This is a genomic window from Chryseobacterium sp. POE27, assembly GCF_039727685.1.
Taxonomy (GTDB): domain Bacteria; phylum Bacteroidota; class Bacteroidia; order Flavobacteriales; family Weeksellaceae; genus Chryseobacterium.
Genome location: NZ_CP152475.1, coordinates 3,877,586 through 3,892,865, shown reverse-complemented (window position 1 = coordinate 3,892,865; position 15,280 = coordinate 3,877,586). Strand labels below are relative to the sequence as shown.

Annotated in this window: 14 protein-coding genes and 1 pseudogene; 10 read left to right on the top strand and 5 right to left on the bottom strand. The window is 36.6% G+C overall.

What is annotated here, in order from left to right:
* Positions 1-8 precede the first annotated feature (8 nt).
* Both porV and AAHI02_RS18745 read left to right on the top strand, forming a co-directional pair.
* The gene (gene porV, locus AAHI02_RS18750; protein WP_346984548.1) at positions 9-1,172 is read left to right on the top strand and encodes a type IX secretion system outer membrane channel protein PorV; all 1,164 of its coding nucleotides are present in this window, start codon (positions 9-11) and stop codon (positions 1,170-1,172) included.
* Between the two features lie 347 nt (positions 1,173-1,519).
* Positions 1,520-3,802 carry an FUSC family membrane protein gene (locus tag AAHI02_RS18745; RefSeq protein ID WP_346984547.1) on the top strand — a complete coding sequence of 761 codons (2,283 nt, stop codon included), beginning with the start codon at positions 1,520-1,522 and terminating at the stop codon, positions 3,800-3,802.
* On the opposite strand, the gene AAHI02_RS18740 is transcribed toward AAHI02_RS18745, so the two are convergent.
* A complete protein-coding gene (locus AAHI02_RS18740) occupies positions 3,783-4,397 on the bottom strand; it encodes a 4'-phosphopantetheinyl transferase superfamily protein (protein WP_346984546.1) in 615 nt (204 codons plus the stop codon). The two genes, AAHI02_RS18745 and AAHI02_RS18740, sit on opposite strands and share 20 nt — an antisense overlap.
* A gap of 187 nt (positions 4,398-4,584) precedes the next feature.
* Positions 4,585-5,112: a pyridoxamine 5'-phosphate oxidase family protein gene (locus AAHI02_RS18735; protein WP_346984545.1), complete on the bottom strand. Its 528-nt coding sequence runs from the start codon at positions 5,110-5,112 to the stop codon at positions 4,585-4,587.
* Positions 5,113-5,279: 167 nt separating this feature from the next.
* Here AAHI02_RS18735 and ahcY point away from each other — a divergent pair, with 167 nt between their 5' ends.
* Positions 5,280-6,593 (top strand): adenosylhomocysteinase, encoded by a 1,314-nt coding sequence (ahcY, locus tag AAHI02_RS18730; protein ID WP_346984544.1) that lies wholly within the window; start codon positions 5,280-5,282, stop codon positions 6,591-6,593.
* Positions 6,594-6,688: 95 nt separating this feature from the next.
* Here ahcY and purE read toward each other — a convergent pair whose 3' ends face one another.
* Positions 6,689-7,192 (bottom strand): 5-(carboxyamino)imidazole ribonucleotide mutase, encoded by a 504-nt coding sequence (gene purE, locus AAHI02_RS18725; protein WP_346984543.1) that lies wholly within the window; start codon positions 7,190-7,192, stop codon positions 6,689-6,691.
* A gap of 145 nt (positions 7,193-7,337) precedes the next feature.
* Between purE and AAHI02_RS18720 the strand changes: the two genes are divergently transcribed.
* The 4 genes and pseudogenes from AAHI02_RS18720 to AAHI02_RS18705 all read left to right on the top strand — a co-directional run bounded on the left by AAHI02_RS18720 (position 7,338) and on the right by AAHI02_RS18705 (position 12,135).
* A complete protein-coding gene (locus AAHI02_RS18720) occupies positions 7,338-8,243 on the top strand; it encodes an EamA family transporter (protein WP_346984542.1) in 906 nt (301 codons plus the stop codon).
* A 529-nt stretch (positions 8,244-8,772) separates the two neighbouring features.
* Positions 8,773-9,336, top strand: a complete 564-nt coding sequence (locus tag AAHI02_RS18715) for a hypothetical protein (RefSeq protein ID WP_346984541.1) — start codon at positions 8,773-8,775, stop codon at positions 9,334-9,336.
* Between the two features lie 7 nt (positions 9,337-9,343).
* A pseudogene (locus AAHI02_RS18710) lies at positions 9,344-11,468 on the top strand (cation:proton antiporter).
* Positions 11,469-11,622: 154 nt separating this feature from the next.
* The gene (locus AAHI02_RS18705; RefSeq protein ID WP_346984540.1) at positions 11,623-12,135 is read left to right on the top strand and encodes a hypothetical protein; all 513 of its coding nucleotides are present in this window, start codon (positions 11,623-11,625) and stop codon (positions 12,133-12,135) included.
* 105 nt (positions 12,136-12,240) lie between these two features.
* On the opposite strand, the gene AAHI02_RS18700 is transcribed toward AAHI02_RS18705, so the two are convergent.
* Both AAHI02_RS18700 and AAHI02_RS18695 read right to left on the bottom strand, forming a co-directional pair.
* On the bottom strand, positions 12,241-13,353 hold the full coding sequence (locus AAHI02_RS18700) for a 5-(carboxyamino)imidazole ribonucleotide synthase (RefSeq protein WP_346984539.1): 1,113 nt from the start codon (positions 13,351-13,353) through the stop codon (positions 12,241-12,243).
* Between the two features lie 71 nt (positions 13,354-13,424).
* Positions 13,425-13,976 carry a DUF1543 domain-containing protein gene (locus AAHI02_RS18695; protein ID WP_346984538.1) on the bottom strand — a complete coding sequence of 184 codons (552 nt, stop codon included), beginning with the start codon at positions 13,974-13,976 and terminating at the stop codon, positions 13,425-13,427.
* Between the two features lie 85 nt (positions 13,977-14,061).
* Between AAHI02_RS18695 and AAHI02_RS18690 the strand changes: the two genes are divergently transcribed.
* Genes AAHI02_RS18690 through AAHI02_RS18680 form a run of 3 tightly spaced genes read left to right on the top strand, consistent with a single transcriptional unit; the run spans position 14,062 to position 15,276 of the window.
* Positions 14,062-14,892, top strand: coding sequence for a sulfite exporter TauE/SafE family protein (locus AAHI02_RS18690; protein ID WP_346984537.1), 831 nt, complete (start codon positions 14,062-14,064; stop codon positions 14,890-14,892).
* Positions 14,892-15,062, top strand: coding sequence for a hypothetical protein (locus AAHI02_RS18685; protein ID WP_346984536.1), 171 nt, complete (start codon positions 14,892-14,894; stop codon positions 15,060-15,062). The genes AAHI02_RS18690 and AAHI02_RS18685 overlap by 1 nt, the downstream gene beginning before the upstream one ends.
* Complete coding sequence (locus AAHI02_RS18680; protein WP_346984535.1) at positions 15,046-15,276, top strand: DUF1634 domain-containing protein; 231 nt, start codon at positions 15,046-15,048, stop codon at positions 15,274-15,276. The genes AAHI02_RS18685 and AAHI02_RS18680 overlap by 17 nt, the downstream gene beginning before the upstream one ends.
* Positions 15,277-15,280 lie beyond the last annotated feature (4 nt).

The following is a 15,280-nucleotide window of genomic DNA, read 5'->3' as shown; positions in this document are numbered from 1 at the left end:
GACAACATATGAATTTAACTACTAAACTGCTTTTAGGAATTGGGTTAAGTGCTGGCTTTTTAGGCTATTCTCAAGATTTAAGCCTTGTAAGACCTGTATTAACCGGAGCTCCTTTCTTAAGAATCGCGCCAGATGCCAGAGCTGGAGGTATGGGGGATCAGGGTGTCGTAACCTCTCCGGATGCTTTTTCTCAATTCTGGAATGCCGCGAAATATCCTTTCAGCAGAACAAGTTCTTCTGTGGGATTGAATTACACTCCGTACATGGGAAAACTTACCAATGATGTATTCTTATTATATGGAGCGTTCCATAAATTTTTAGGGCAGGAAGAAAGATCTACCATCTCCGCGAGTATCTATTACTTCAACATGGGTGAGGTGGATCTGACTCAGTTAGTAGGAAACGAAGTAACTTCAATGGGTACTTCGAAGCCAAACGAATTCTCTATCGACGTTGCTTATGCTTTGAAACTTTCTGATTCATTCTCTGCTGCTGTTACCGGTAGATATATCCGTTCAGACTTAGCCGGAGGATTCAACACAGACACGACTTTGAAGCCGGCAAGCTCTTTTGCAGTAGATGTTTCGGCGTACTATACTTCTCCAAGATTCTCAAGTTTCGGAGGGATGGATGGAAAACTGAACGCAGGTTTTGCTATTCAGAACGTAGGTCCGAAATTAGACTACACAGGAAACGAAGAATCAAGATCTTATCTTCCTACCATGGCAAGATTAGGGGTTGGTTACGATATGTATCTTGATGATATGAACAGAGTGGGTATCAGTGTTGAAGGTTCTAAAATTTTAGTTCCGGGTTCAGAATATGTAGGAACAGATCCAAATACAAGACAGCCTATCTATGAAGTTCCAAACGTGGGACCAATTGCAGGTATCGCAAAATCCTTTAAAAACCCGAACTCTATCATGATGAGTGGTGCTTTGGAATATTCTTATGACAACGCATTCTCTGTAAGAACGGGTTATTTCCACGAAAGTGAAGAGCAGGGAGCAAGACAGTTTGCTACTGCAGGTATCGGATTAAAGTACCGTTCTTTCGGACTTGATCTTTCTTACCTTATCAATATGTCTAAAATTAATAGTGCCTTGGATAACACGCTTCGTTTCGGTCTTACCTGGAACATCGGTGAAGAAACATCCAATGTAGATTACTAAGAAATACCACATACAACTGAAAAAGTCTCATATTTTTATGGGACTTTTCTTTTAGTAGCTATTTCCGGCTCTCCGTACTCGCTATTTTCTTGGTTTCGGCGGCGGCTTCGCCGCCGCGCCAAAAATCAAAAAATGAGCTCAGACAAATGCTGCGATCGGGGCTAGAATGGCAGACATTTCTTACAAATTTAAGTTACCGATTACTCATGGTTTAAAATTTGATAAATTTTAAGTTCATATCCAGAAACTATTCAGTTAACATATCACAATATTTAACATTCAAAAAAATTCACATTTGACTTACCAACTAAAACTCACAATTCACATTTAACTCTTATTTTTGTAGTATGAACTATTCTGCGGAGCTCAAAAAATTTGTCACCAGCCAATATGTATATTCTGCGATCAGGATTACACTGGCTACTGTTCTTCCGTGCTTGGTTCTCGCTCATTTTGGCATTCTGAAAGAGTACTTCCTTTTTCCGCTGGGAACAAGTTTTGTAGCGCTTACAGATCAGCCGGGTCCTTTTATTCGACGACGAAATGCTTTGTCCTTTGCCATTATCTGCTTCGTATTTGTGGCCACAATCGCAAGTCTCGTTATGAATATCAAAATTCTGGTTTTTGCAGAAATCATCATTTTCGGAATGTTCTTTTCGCTGATTGGTGTGTATGGGCAGAGGCTTGCAGCAGTAGGCTCATTATCACTGGTTGTTCTTGCTATATTTATCGACGGACATTTAACAGGTGCCAATATCCTTAAAAGTCTCCTGATTTTTGCATCAGGATGTACCTGGTTTTTACTTATATTTTTAATTGTAACGACTATTCAGCCGTATAAGCTTGCCAGCCAGATGATAGGAGAAAATTATCTTCAGCTGGCAGAATTCTTAAAAATTAAAGCCAATTATTACCAGAAAAATCCCGATTTTGACAAACTCACGACACAGGTGATTGCCAAGCAGATCGAGATTAAAAACCTTCAGGAAGAAACCCGCGAAACTGTTTTCAAAACAAGAACCATCGTAAACGAATCGACAACGACAAGCAGATTATTGATGCTGATGTTCCTTAATTCAATGGATCTGCATGAAAAGCTGATGACCTCAGAAAGTGATTATCAGAAACTGCAGCAGAGTTTTGACAATACAACTATTCTGGTAAAAATTCATGATTATCTTAATCTTCTTTCCGAGGAGATCACCAACATCGGAATATCACTTCAGATAGGAACGAAAGCAAAGCCGATTTCTAATCTTGAAGAAGAACTGAAACATCTCAATCACGATTATTTTGAATTGAGAAACAAACGTATTTCTCCAGAAAATTTTGAAAACTTCATGGTTCTCAGACAAATATTGATGCGTATCAATGAGATCACCAAAGAGATCAACGAAATTTATAAAGTTTTCTCCCAGAATGTCAAACTTGCTAAAAGCCTTTCCACCGGATTAGATCTGAAAAAATTCATGCCGAATGAAGAAAAACTTAATTTTAAAGTTTTAAAAAACAATATTTCATTTTCATCATCACATTTCAGGCATGCTTTAAGAATTACGATTGCTTTGCTTGTTGGATATCTGTTTTCCCTGTTTCAGTTTTTAGGAATCGGACATACGTATTGGATTCTGATCACGATTGTAGCGATTTTGAAACCCGCCTATTCCATCACCAAAAAAAGAAACTTATTAAGACTGTACGGAACAATCGCAGGAGCTGTGATTGCCTACGGAATCCTCCATTATATCCATATTAATCAGCTTCTTTTTACCATTCTTTTGTTAAGTATGATTATGTGTTTCAGCTTTCTCAAAGGAAAATATTTCTGGGCCGTTTTGTTCATGACAATTTATGTTTTTTTAAGCTTTAACTTTTTGAGTCCCGGCAATGTAAATATTATTTTCAGAGACAGAATTGTTGACACCATTATTGCTGCAGTCATCACATCACTGGTAGCCTATGTTGTGCTGCCGGTCTGGGAGCATACACAGAATCTGGATTTAATGAAAAAATCGGCAGAATGTAATCTTATTTATTTTCAATCCGTTATTTCAAAATTTCTGGAAGAAAAATTTGATATTCAGGATTATAAGGTAAAACGAAAAAACGCCATTATTTCATTGGCCAATCTTTCCGACAATTTCCAGAGAATGATTTCTGAACCTAAAAACCAACAGAAAAAACTGGAAGTTGTACATCAGTTTGTCGCAACATCTCATCTTATCACGGCGTACACCGCTTCTCTATCTCAATATGTAAAAGATGATGAAAAGTATCCTGAAATAGACGCTGAAGGCTGGAGCCGCAAAATAGAAGCAGAAATGCAGAAGGTAACTCATCTTTTGAATGGCGATAAAATAACAGAAACCCTTAATATGGAAAGCCGCATTGAGCCGGAAGATTCATCATTGGACGATCTCATTTTAAAAAGAAAAACCGAATTGACGGAACATGAATCCTATGACCTCAGAGATCCGAATAAAATATCGCATCTTACGGAGCTTAAAAATATTCATGATATTCTGGAACTGATTTATGATGTAGCGAAAGAGCAAAGAAAAGTAATTGAAAAATACCAGAACGAAACGGAAAATAAAGAAACTTTACAACCTATTCCTCAACAATCGTAAAGCAGTATTCGTCGAAGAACTCTACCCTAGCCTTGAATTCATCAGACATTGTGTCATCATGCACTCTGCATCTGATATTATGGAGATATTTCAGCTCAAAAGGCCTTACTTCGTAATGCTTTTTCAATGACCAGTGCTTGGAATGATGAATTTTGTACATACTTTCCTTCACGCTCCAGATAATGGTATAGTACGTCACTTCATTATCAAAAGGGATAAAACCTCTTTCGTTTTCGTACGTGAATTTATCAATGAGCCTTAAAATTTTGGGGTTGAACTTTTCAATATCAATTCCTATTTTATTTTTAGAAATGGCAATAGCCGCAAAAGGAAAAGAATGCGTAATCGAAATTTCCGCATCTTTAGGATATAAAAACGGTTCTCTTTCTTTATATAAAATTTTTGAATGAGGTTTCAACCCTTTAAGCAGCTTACGGACCATTAAAACTTCCAGCAGCTTTTTGGGATGATAATCTTTTACTTTCTCTGCATTTTCAGGTTCCAGAAGTTTGTGGATATCCAGATCTTCCGTTTCATCATATTTCCATACGAGAATTGTGGCATTGTCATCGGAAAAGTCTCTGTAAAGTGGCATTGGTATATTTTATTCGGTAAAATTAGTGAAAAATTTTGGCTGTAAACCGTCAGTGCGATAATAGAAGTTTAGCACTGTCGTTTTTCTTATATAAAAATTCACTTAAATAATAAATTTAAGTGAACGTTATTTAATTTAAAACTAAACTTGAAAAGTGTAAAAAACTTATCTTTTGTAAATTTTAAAATTATTTCGACTGATGATTCTGGTCATTTCTATGCTCAAGAATCTCTAAGTTTTCATTGACAAAATAGGCACTTCCGAAACCATTTACATAAGAACCTTTCACAGGATGCAGGCCAATAAGAATAAAATCTTGCATTTCTGCGATCACATCCACCACTTTACCATGAGCTTCTTTTAATTTCCCGACAACCTCATTCCATATTTCGGAATTTCTTTCTATTTGTGAAGTTGAAGCCTCAAAAGTTAATCTTTCACGTGCGTAGATTTGCTTTGTGGCAGATTCGTCTTCGATAAGCATGACAGAAGTTTTCCTTCCGTCAGCCAGATTCTGAGTATGTTTTGCCATAAAAGAAACCAGAATGTAGAATGTATTGTCAATGTGTACGAAAGGCGCATAACTGGAATTTGGAGTGCCTTCTGCATCTAAAGTTCCTAAAATTACACTTTTGCTTCTTTCGATTAATTCTTTTACTTTCGGTGTCAATGGTTTGGCAGCTTTCTTAGCTTCCTCGGTAGTTGTATGATTCATATGGACTTATTTAATGACAAATATAATCTATTTAGAATAAATAAAAATAATTTTATTACCTGTATAATTTCATATAGCAGATCTGGGTGTTGAGTTTTTATATCTTAATTATTAGTTGTAATTTTGCAATCTTATTATCGTTGAATTTTTAACTTATTCATTTACATATGAGTACTACAACACAATACATTCCTTATAAAGTTAAGGATATTTCCCTTGCAGAATGGGGAAGAAAAGAAATTACTCTTGCAGAAGCAGAAATGCCGGGATTGATGTCAATCCGTGAAGAATACGGACCGTCTCAGCCATTAAAAGGAGCAAGAATCGCAGGATGTCTTCACATGACGATCCAAACAGCTGTGCTTATCGAGACGCTGGTAGCTTTGGGAGCTGAAGTTACCTGGTCTTCTTGTAATATTTTCTCTACTCAGGATCACGCTGCTGCTGCTATTGCTGCTGCCGGAATTCCTGTTTACGCATGGAAAGGACTTAATGAAGAAGAATTCGACTGGTGTATCGAGCAGACTCTATTCTTTGGTGAAGACAGAAAACCATTGAATATGATCCTTGATGACGGTGGAGATCTTACCAATATGGTTTTTGATAAATATCCTGAACTAACAAAAGATATCAAAGGGCTTTCTGAAGAAACAACAACAGGTGTTCACAGATTGTACGAAAGAATGAAAAACGGAACTTTGGTAATGCCTGCCATCAACGTTAATGATTCGGTAACTAAATCTAAATTTGACAACAAATACGGATGTAAAGAATCTGCTGTCGATGCTGTAAGAAGAGCTACTGATGTAATGCTTGCAGGAAAAAGAGTGGTTGTTTGCGGATACGGAGATGTTGGTAAAGGAACTGCTGCCTCTTTCAGAGGAGCAGGATCTATCGTTACAGTAACTGAAATTGACCCGATCTGTGCGCTTCAGGCTGCCATGGACGGATATGAAGTGAAAAGACTGGATACGGTAGTTGATAACGCAGATATTATCATTACAACAACCGGAAACTTCAACATCGTAAGAGCCGAACATTTCCTTAAAATGAAAGATAAAGCAATCGTTTGTAACATCGGTCACTTCGATAACGAAATTGATATGGCTTGGTTAAACAAAAACTACGGCCAGACAAAATCTGAAGTAAAGCCACAAGTTGACATCTACACTATTGAAGATAAGGAAGTTATCATTCTTGCTGAAGGTAGATTGGTAAATTTAGGTTGTGCAACAGGTCACCCAAGTTTTGTAATGTCTAACTCTTTCTCAAACCAGACTTTAGCTCAGATTGAACTTTGGAACAATTCTGCAGCGTACAAAAACGAAGTGTACACATTGCCTAAACATTTGGATGAAAAGGTTGCTGCTCTTCACCTTAAGAAATTAAGCGTTGAATTGGAAACCCTTTCTCAGGAACAGGCCGATTATATCGGAGTAAGTGTAGAAGGACCCTTCAAACCTGAATATTACAGATACTAATTGTATTTCAGATATAAATATTAATCCCATTACTCAAAGTAGTGGGATTTTTTTTATTTAATATCCATCAATTATCTTATTTTATTTAAATTAGATTATTTATCAAAATAGTTAGGGTGCTGAGCTTTAATATCATCCACGGTTCCCAATACTTTATCTTTCAAGGAATCCTGATATTTCTGAAGATTTTCAGCTACCAATTCATCTGAAGTGCCAATAATCTTTGCCGCTAAAATTCCTGCATTCAAAGCACCATTCAAAGCAACCGTAGCCACAGGAATTCCTCCCGGCATCTGAAGAATAGACAGGACAGAATCCCATCCGTCGATAGAATTGCTTGATAAAATAGGAACTCCAATCACCGGTAATGTTGTACAGCTTGCCACCATCCCTGGAAGATGTGCCGCTCCTCCTGCTCCGGCAACAATCACTTTTAAGCCTCTTTCCTTCGCTGTTTTTGCATAGTCAAACATCCGTTCCGGGGTTCTGTGTGCAGAAACAACTGTCAGTTCGTACGGAATATCCAAAGATTTCAAAAAGTTCGCAGCCTGTTCCATAATCGGTAAGTCACTCTGACTTCCCATAATAATTCCTACCATTCTTCTATATTAGATCTTCAAAGATAAAAAATTAATAATCTTCACGCAAAAAGGCGTAAAAGTTGTTTCAACATTGCGGAACAGCTGGCCGTACACGTCAGCAATATTTAAAAAAACGTATTTTTGTTAAACATACACCACCATTTTGAAAGATTATAAACTTACGCTTGCGATCCTGACTGTTGCCATTGTCTGGGGAACTACTTTTTTATCCATCCGTGTCGCGGTAGAAACAATTCCTGCCTGGTTTGTAGCGGGTATCCGTCAGTTTTTAGCTTCTTTCATTATGCTTATGATCCTTTTATACAGAGGTCAGTTTCAGTGGATAGGTTGGAAAAATCTTGGATATCAGCTTATTTTTTCTTCATTAATGCTGATCATTGCCAACGGACTGACAACTGTTGCAGAAGAAACCCTGACCAGCAGCCTTACTTCACTGATCAGCGCCAGCTCACCCATCATCGTCTTTCTCGGAAGTGTGGCACTGGGTCTGCAGAAGTTTACGTTTAAAGCACTTATCGGTGTACTGATGTGCTTCGGAGGAATTACTTTTATCTTTTGGGATGGCATACACGATTTGGCCAATCCAGAGTACAGATTAGGAATATTTCTTCTGTTCTGCGGTATTCTTGGTTGGGCTTCCGGAACCATTTTCACTAAAAAAATGAATATTCAGAGCAAAAATATTTCCCTCAATCTTTTCTATCAGTTTGCCTTTGCCGGAATCATTCAGCTTATTTTTGCTTTCTTATTTACCGAAAATTATAACTTCGAAAACTGGTCTGTATTAAGTGTCTCTGCAATGTTATATTTGGCATTATTCGGCTCTGTGGCTGCATTTTTCGCTTATCATTATGCTTTGACAAAAGTTTCTCCTGTACAAGTTTCTATTTTGGCTTATATCAATACTATTATTTCAATATTCCTGAGTTGGCTTATTCTCGATGAAAAGATTTCAGCAAAATTTATTATTGCTGCCCTTCTTATTATTCTCGGCGTTTTTGTAATCAACTATAACCGTGAAATGTTTAAGAAACAGAGAATTGAATAACCTTATTATTTTATAAAAAGAGTACATTAAATCGTTCAAGGAGTTTGAAGACTGTTTCAACCGTTTAGAAACGACATCCAAGCATTCAGTAGAGATCATCAACCACTTTGTTAAGACGTTCAAGTGTTTTGTAAGGGCAATCAACCGTTCCGTTGAACCCGTCAACCAGTCCGAAGAAGCAATCAACCAGTCCGAAGTAACAATCAATCAGTCCGAAGAAGCGATCAACCACTCCGAAGAGCCGATCAAGTACAATTTGTTATTTTACAATGCTTTACAGCCTTTTGAGAAAAATGAATTGAGTCAATAATCCATATACATTAGATTTCAATTATATTTTTAAACACAAAAAATCAATACCATTATGAAAAAGATCAGGTACACGTGGCCTTAATCTGGCAAATTCTGTATTGAAACAAAAAGCAGATGAATTGATCGCTTTAATTGACAGAGACATCGACTATTTCGGAAGGTTTAAATTTCATAATTTATTTATTTTTCATTATATTGTTTAATCCAAAATTACAATATGCTTAAAAATTCACTATTTATCATCATCTGTATTTCATTTTTTTTCGTTGCCTGCGATGACAACAAAAAGGAGAAAGAACTTACGGCAAGAGAAAAGCAGCTGCTTGAAAAAGAAAAACTTTTTGCTCAAAAAGAATCTGAATATCAGGTACTCCTAAAAATGAGGGACAGTATTTTTTCGAAAAAAGACTCCGTAAAAGTTGTTGTATGGCCAGATGAAATTGCCGGCAGCTGGACAGGAAGAGTAATCTGTACGGAATCTAACTGCAGTGATTATGTGGTGGGAGATCAACGCACCGATACCTGGGAATTTGACAGCGATTCGATACAGCTGGTGACCAAAATAATAAACAATAATAATCTAGTGAGAATTTATTCCGGGAAATATGAAAATAATGAGATAAAACTTAATTATAAGACAGATTCAACGGCAAAGAAACAGGTTGAAATGAATATTCTGTTGAATGATATTTCTCCAAACAAGATCAGAGGCACAAGAACAATCGCCGTAGATCAATGCGTGGCAAAATTCTCTGTTGAACTTCTCCGCTCCACAAAATAAAACACTTATGAACGTACTGAGTATACATAATCTGAGTTTTCCCATCGAAGACCCGGTTCTGAAATTTCTGCTGGTATTGATTATTATTCTTGCAGCTCCTCTTTTATTAAACAAAATAAAAGTTCCTCATTTATTAGGGCTTATTATTGCAGGCGCTGTAATCGGACCAAACGGTTTTAATGTTCTGGCCAGAGACAGCAGCATTGTAGTTACAGGAACTACCGGGCTTCTTTATATCATGTTTCTCGCCGGGCTGGAAATCGACATGGGAGATTTTAAAAAGAACAAATGGAAAAGTCTGGGATATGGTGCGTATGCATTTATATTTCCTTTCATTTTAGGATATTTAGGATCATACTATTTACTCCATTTCTCCGTGCTAACCTCTGTGCTTTTTGCAAGTCTTTTTTCATCACAAACGCTTATTACCTACCCTCTTATCAGTAAATTGGGAATAGCAAAAAATCAGGCAGTAAATATTACAGTAGGCGGAACGATGATAACCGATGTTGCAACTTTACTGGTTCTGGCTATAGTTATAGGAATGGTTCAGGGAGATGTGGGAGCTTCTTTTTGGATAAAGCTGTCTGTTTCTGTTATTATTTTCGGACTTATTGTATTAATGATATTCCCGTTAATAGGAAGGTGGTTTTTCAAAAAAAGTAAACGACAAAATCTCACAATACATTTTCGTTCTTGTAATGATCTATTTTGCTGCTGTTCTGGCAGAATTAGCCGGTGTAGAAGCAATTATTGGTGCATTCTTTGCCGGATTGGCACTAAACAGACTAATTCCGCATACCTCTTCCTTGATGAACCGCGTAGAGTTTGTCGGAAATGCTATCTTCATTCCGTTTTTTTTGATCAGCGTTGGAATGCTGATTGATTTTAAAGTTTTTTTCAACAGTTTTGAAACATTAAAGGTTGCTTCCATTATGCTTGTTGCATCCATCGGCGGAAAATATATTTCATCTGTTGTTGCTCAAAAAACATTTAAATTTACCAAAGAGGAAGGGAAACTTATTTTTGGTTTAAGTTCTGCTTCTGCTGCTGCAACTCTTGCAACGGTGATGGTTGGTTATAACATCATCCTTTCCGAAACAGAATCGGGAGAGCCTATACGTTTGTTAAACGAACATGTTCTCAACGGAAGTATATTACTTATTCTTATTTCATGCACCATTTCATCTTTTGTCTCCATGTCTAGTGCTCAAAAGATTGCCGAGCTTGACAATGAAGATACCGTTTCGGGAAATAACCATGAAGATGAAAACATCCTTTTAGCTTTAAATTATGAAGCAACAGTTGAAAGAATGGTCAATCTGGGAATTTTGATTAAAGCACATTCCAATACAGAAAGTTTGTTTGCGTTAAATGTTATTAACGAAGATAAAAATGAATCTTCCGTAAAAAATGCTGAGAAACTCCTTCATCAGGCAACAGATACTGCTGCTGCCGCAGATGTAAAAATTCAGTCACTCAAAAGATATGATAATGATGTAGTAAATGGAATCAATAACGTCATCAAAGAACAGAATATCACCGATCTCATCATAGGATTGGAAGATGATAAAGGCTTCTCTCCTGCTTTTGTCTATAATCTTTATAATGGCTATCTTCAGAATGATGATGTCAACGTGCTTGTTTACCACGCTGCGCAACCTTTATCAACGATAAAAAAATATGCAGTAATGATTCCTGAAAATGCCCATAAAGAAGCCGGATTTTTCCATGCCCTATTAAGAGTATGGAATATCGCAAGAAATTCCGGTGCGACTGTTGTTTTTTATGCTGCTGAAAATATTCTGGATATTCTTCAGAGAATTATTAAAAAAGCTAATATTGAAGCAGAATTTATCATCATGAAAACCTGGAAAGATGGCGAAGAAACTGCTTCACAGCTGAAGGATGATGAAGCACTCATCCTCTTTATGGCAAAACGGGGAATGCATTCTTACATCCCAAGAATGAGGCTCATTCCTGAAATGCTGAACAAAAATCTGGCCGATAAAAATTACCTTCTTATTTTTCCTTATTCAGAATATGATGAAAACAGTTCCGAAAAAAGATCTGTGGCAAATCACGATGATTTTATGGAAATAGGGAATGTGATTAAGAAGATTTTTAAGTAGTGCTGATTGTTGGCAGCTGCCTGCTAGATAGCTTAGGATAGTTTTGGATCCAAATAAAATATGTAATTCCGGTGAAATTTTTCGGTTGAATTGACAAATAATTAATTAGCTTGTATATAATTTATTTCCTATTTTTGAAAGCTTAATTATACCAATGAAATTTAAACTATTGTTAAGCTTTTTAATATATCTCTCCTTTTTCGGGATTATAACCTCACAGACTAAAAATCAGACTCTTAATTATCAATTAGGATTGATGAGAAAATATTTTCTTGAGAAAAATTATAATAAATATGCTGAATTTGTCTACCCGAAGGTCTATGAATTGCTTGGAGGAAAAAGTAGGATGATACAGGTCACCAGAAATTCAGTACATAAAATGGAGAAGGATGGATTCAAGTTTATCGATTTGAAATTTAAATCGCCTTCAAAATTTATCAATTTTAAAAATCAAATTCAATTTACCATTACTGAGGAAATTCTGATGCAGACTCCTAAAGGTAAAATTCTGGTAGCGTACAGTATGATTGGAATTTCTGAAGATCAGGGTAAAACTTGGAAATTTATTGATACTTCCGGAAAATCCAAAGAAACGATAAGGCATTACTTTCCTAACCTTAGTAAAGATCTGATAATACAGACTAAAACTCAGAAGATTATCAATTAATATTATCCAGCTAATGAACCTTAATAGTGTTATTCTAGCTGAATAGGATAATAAAAACAAATAGGATGTCTAATTTTCAGACACCCTATTTGTTTTATATTTAACTTACTCCGCGATAACCCTCACCATTCCCTTCACCATCACCAACTTTTCCATCAACTCTTCTCTGGATTCCGCCAAAACGTTGATATGTCCCATCTTTCTTCCGGGCTTGGTTTCTGTTTTTCCATATAGATGAATGTAGGTTTCAGGCAGTCGTAAAACATCCTCCATTCCTTCGTACACCACTTTTCCGGAATAACCTTCTGCGCCTACAAGATTCAACATTCCACTGTAAATGATGGCATCCGTATCGGCTAAAGGTAAATTTTTAATCACACGATACATTTGCTCAAACTGTGAATTGGCATTTCCTTCCTGACTTTGATGTCCTGAATTGTGAAGTCTCGGTGCAGTTTCATTAACCCAGACCTTTCCTTCTTTATCCAAAAATAATTCAATCGCAAAAAGTCCCGGTGACTGAATCGCATTCAGGAATTTTTCTGTAATAGAATCAATTTGCTCTTCAATATCTTCTGACAATACAACCGGACAGATGTTGAAATCTAATAAATTTAATCTAGGATCTGCTACCATTTCCGTCACAGGAAAAGCTTTGGTTTCTCCATTTTCATTTCTTGCAACGATGACAGAAAGTTCTTTGTCAATATCCACAAGCTTTTCAATCACAGAATCTGCAATCCAGAAATTTTTCATGTCTTCCGCCGTACGGATTACCTGAACTCCCTTTCCGTCGTATCCTCCTGTATTCAATTTTTGTACGAAAGGCAATGGCATTTTAATTTCATCAGAACTTCCGTCCATTACTTCAAATTCCGGACTTGGAATATCATGAGCTTTATAAAATTGTTTCTGAAGAATTTTCTGTTGAATGGTTTTAATAATGTTGGAATTTGGAACCACTTTTATTCCCTGATTTTCAAGTTCGGCCAATGCATCTGCATTTACATGCTCGATTTCAATGGTGACCACGTCTTTATCTTTACCGAAATTAAGAACCGTTTCATAATCATTGAAACTTCCTTGCGTAAAGTATGAAATATTATGGCATGGTGCATCAGAAGCCGGATCCAGTGTATAAAACTCATCATCGTATTTCAACGCTTCCTGAATCAGCATTCTTCCGAGCTGTCCTCCTCCTAAAATTCCAATTTTCATTTTTAAATATATTTATTTCTATTAGATTTAATTTTATAAACTTCATTATTGAATACGGTTTCAATAATAACTTACTGAACTTTATCAATTTTTAAATATCCCAGACTTACAAAATTTTCCTGATTTTCTGCATCTGATTTTACCAAAGAGATGGCATATTTCTTTTTCATATCTGAAGGTAAAATTTCCTTTACAGGAAAAATATCGTCGATATCTACTCCTAACTTTTCATCAATATGACTGGTAGCGCCTTTAAAACCCATTGTTTCGTAAAATTCAGTAGCTTTTGCTTTTTTTACGGCTTCTCCCATAGAATGGGCCACTACCAGATGCTGCTCATGAAATTCTTCAAAAAAACCTTTTTTATATCCTCCGAGATTGATGAAATACAGCTGCTCCTCTGAGGTTTCGCTACCTCTCTCAACGATTTTCACTTCATATCCATCTACAAATTTTACTTCCTGATAGCAGTCGATATGGATTTTTCCTTTTGCTTCTTTCCAAAACGCTTTCATATCCTCCACAAGATCTTTCAGGTTCTCTGCAATTCCGAAGAATACATCGTGCTGCTCAATATTTCTGCCGGGTGGTGTAGCTCCCAGAATGACATAAAATAATTTCATCTAAAATTTTGTTTATGCAAAAATACATCAAATTTATCTTTTTTAAACGTTTGGCAGACTAACGCAATAGTTTTATATTTGTAGCATGTCAGAAATCATTATTCTCTTCCTTGGAGCAATTTCGGCAGGACTTTTGGGTTCACTGACCGGTTTAGGAGGCGGAGTTATTATTATCCCTTTATTGACGCTGGGTTTCGGCGTTCCTATGCATTACGCTATCGGCGCATCATTAATTTCGGTGATCGGAACTTCTTCCGGTGCAGCAGTTGCTTTTGTGAAAGAAGGTTTCACCAATATGCGGATCGGGATGTTTCTTGAGATTGCCACAACGGCAGGAGCTATTGTGGGAGCTTTGGTTTCCGGAATGCTTAATCCAAACACAATCGGAATTATTTTCGCAAGTATTCTTCTTCTGACGGTTATTTTAAACTTAAAAGGAAAGCCCGATCATCAGGAGCCTGTCATTAAAGGAAGTCTTGAGGAAAAATTAAAGTTGTACGGAACCTTTCCCGATAAAGGTGTTTTAAAAAGCTATTCGGCTAGAAATACAGTTCCCGGATTTTTTATGATGATGTTTGCCGGTGCCATGTCCGGACTTCTGGGAATAGGATCCGGAGCATTGAAAGTTCTGGCGATGGACAATATGATGAAACTGCCTTTTAAAGTTTCAACAACAACGAGTAATTTTATGATTGGGGTTACAGCAGTTGCCAGTGCCTTGATTTATTTCCAGAGAGGCGAGATTGTTCCGGTGATTGTAGCTCCGGTTCTGATCGGAGTTGTAGTAGGAAGCTTCATCGGATCCAAAACACTTATGGTTTCCAAGACTAAAAAACTAAAAGTATTTTTTGCCATTGTAATCACTATCCTGTCGGTTTACATGATGTATAACGGGATCAATAAAAGCTTCAGATAATGAAAAAGAACTTCACGGATGTCGATCTGAACCGCTCTGTAGGAAATTTGCTGAGACTGGGAGTCATTCTTTCTGTAATAACCTCATTAATCGGTTTTATAAAACTCTTCACAGAAGGCTTTAAAATGCCTAAAAAAGTACACTTCTCTCGATATGGGGAGTTCTTCTGAAAAAATTTGGGGGCAATTCTGGAGTTCACTTTGCAAAGGTGAAGGAATGGCCATCATTCAATTGGGAATTTTACTGTTGATATTTACGCCTTTAATGAGAATTATTTTTGCTCTCATTGGGTATTTAAAAGAAAAAGACTACGTTTATGTAGTCATTTCTTCAATTGTACTGGCTATTATGGCGGTAAGCTTTTTTACCGGTTACGCTCATTAATATT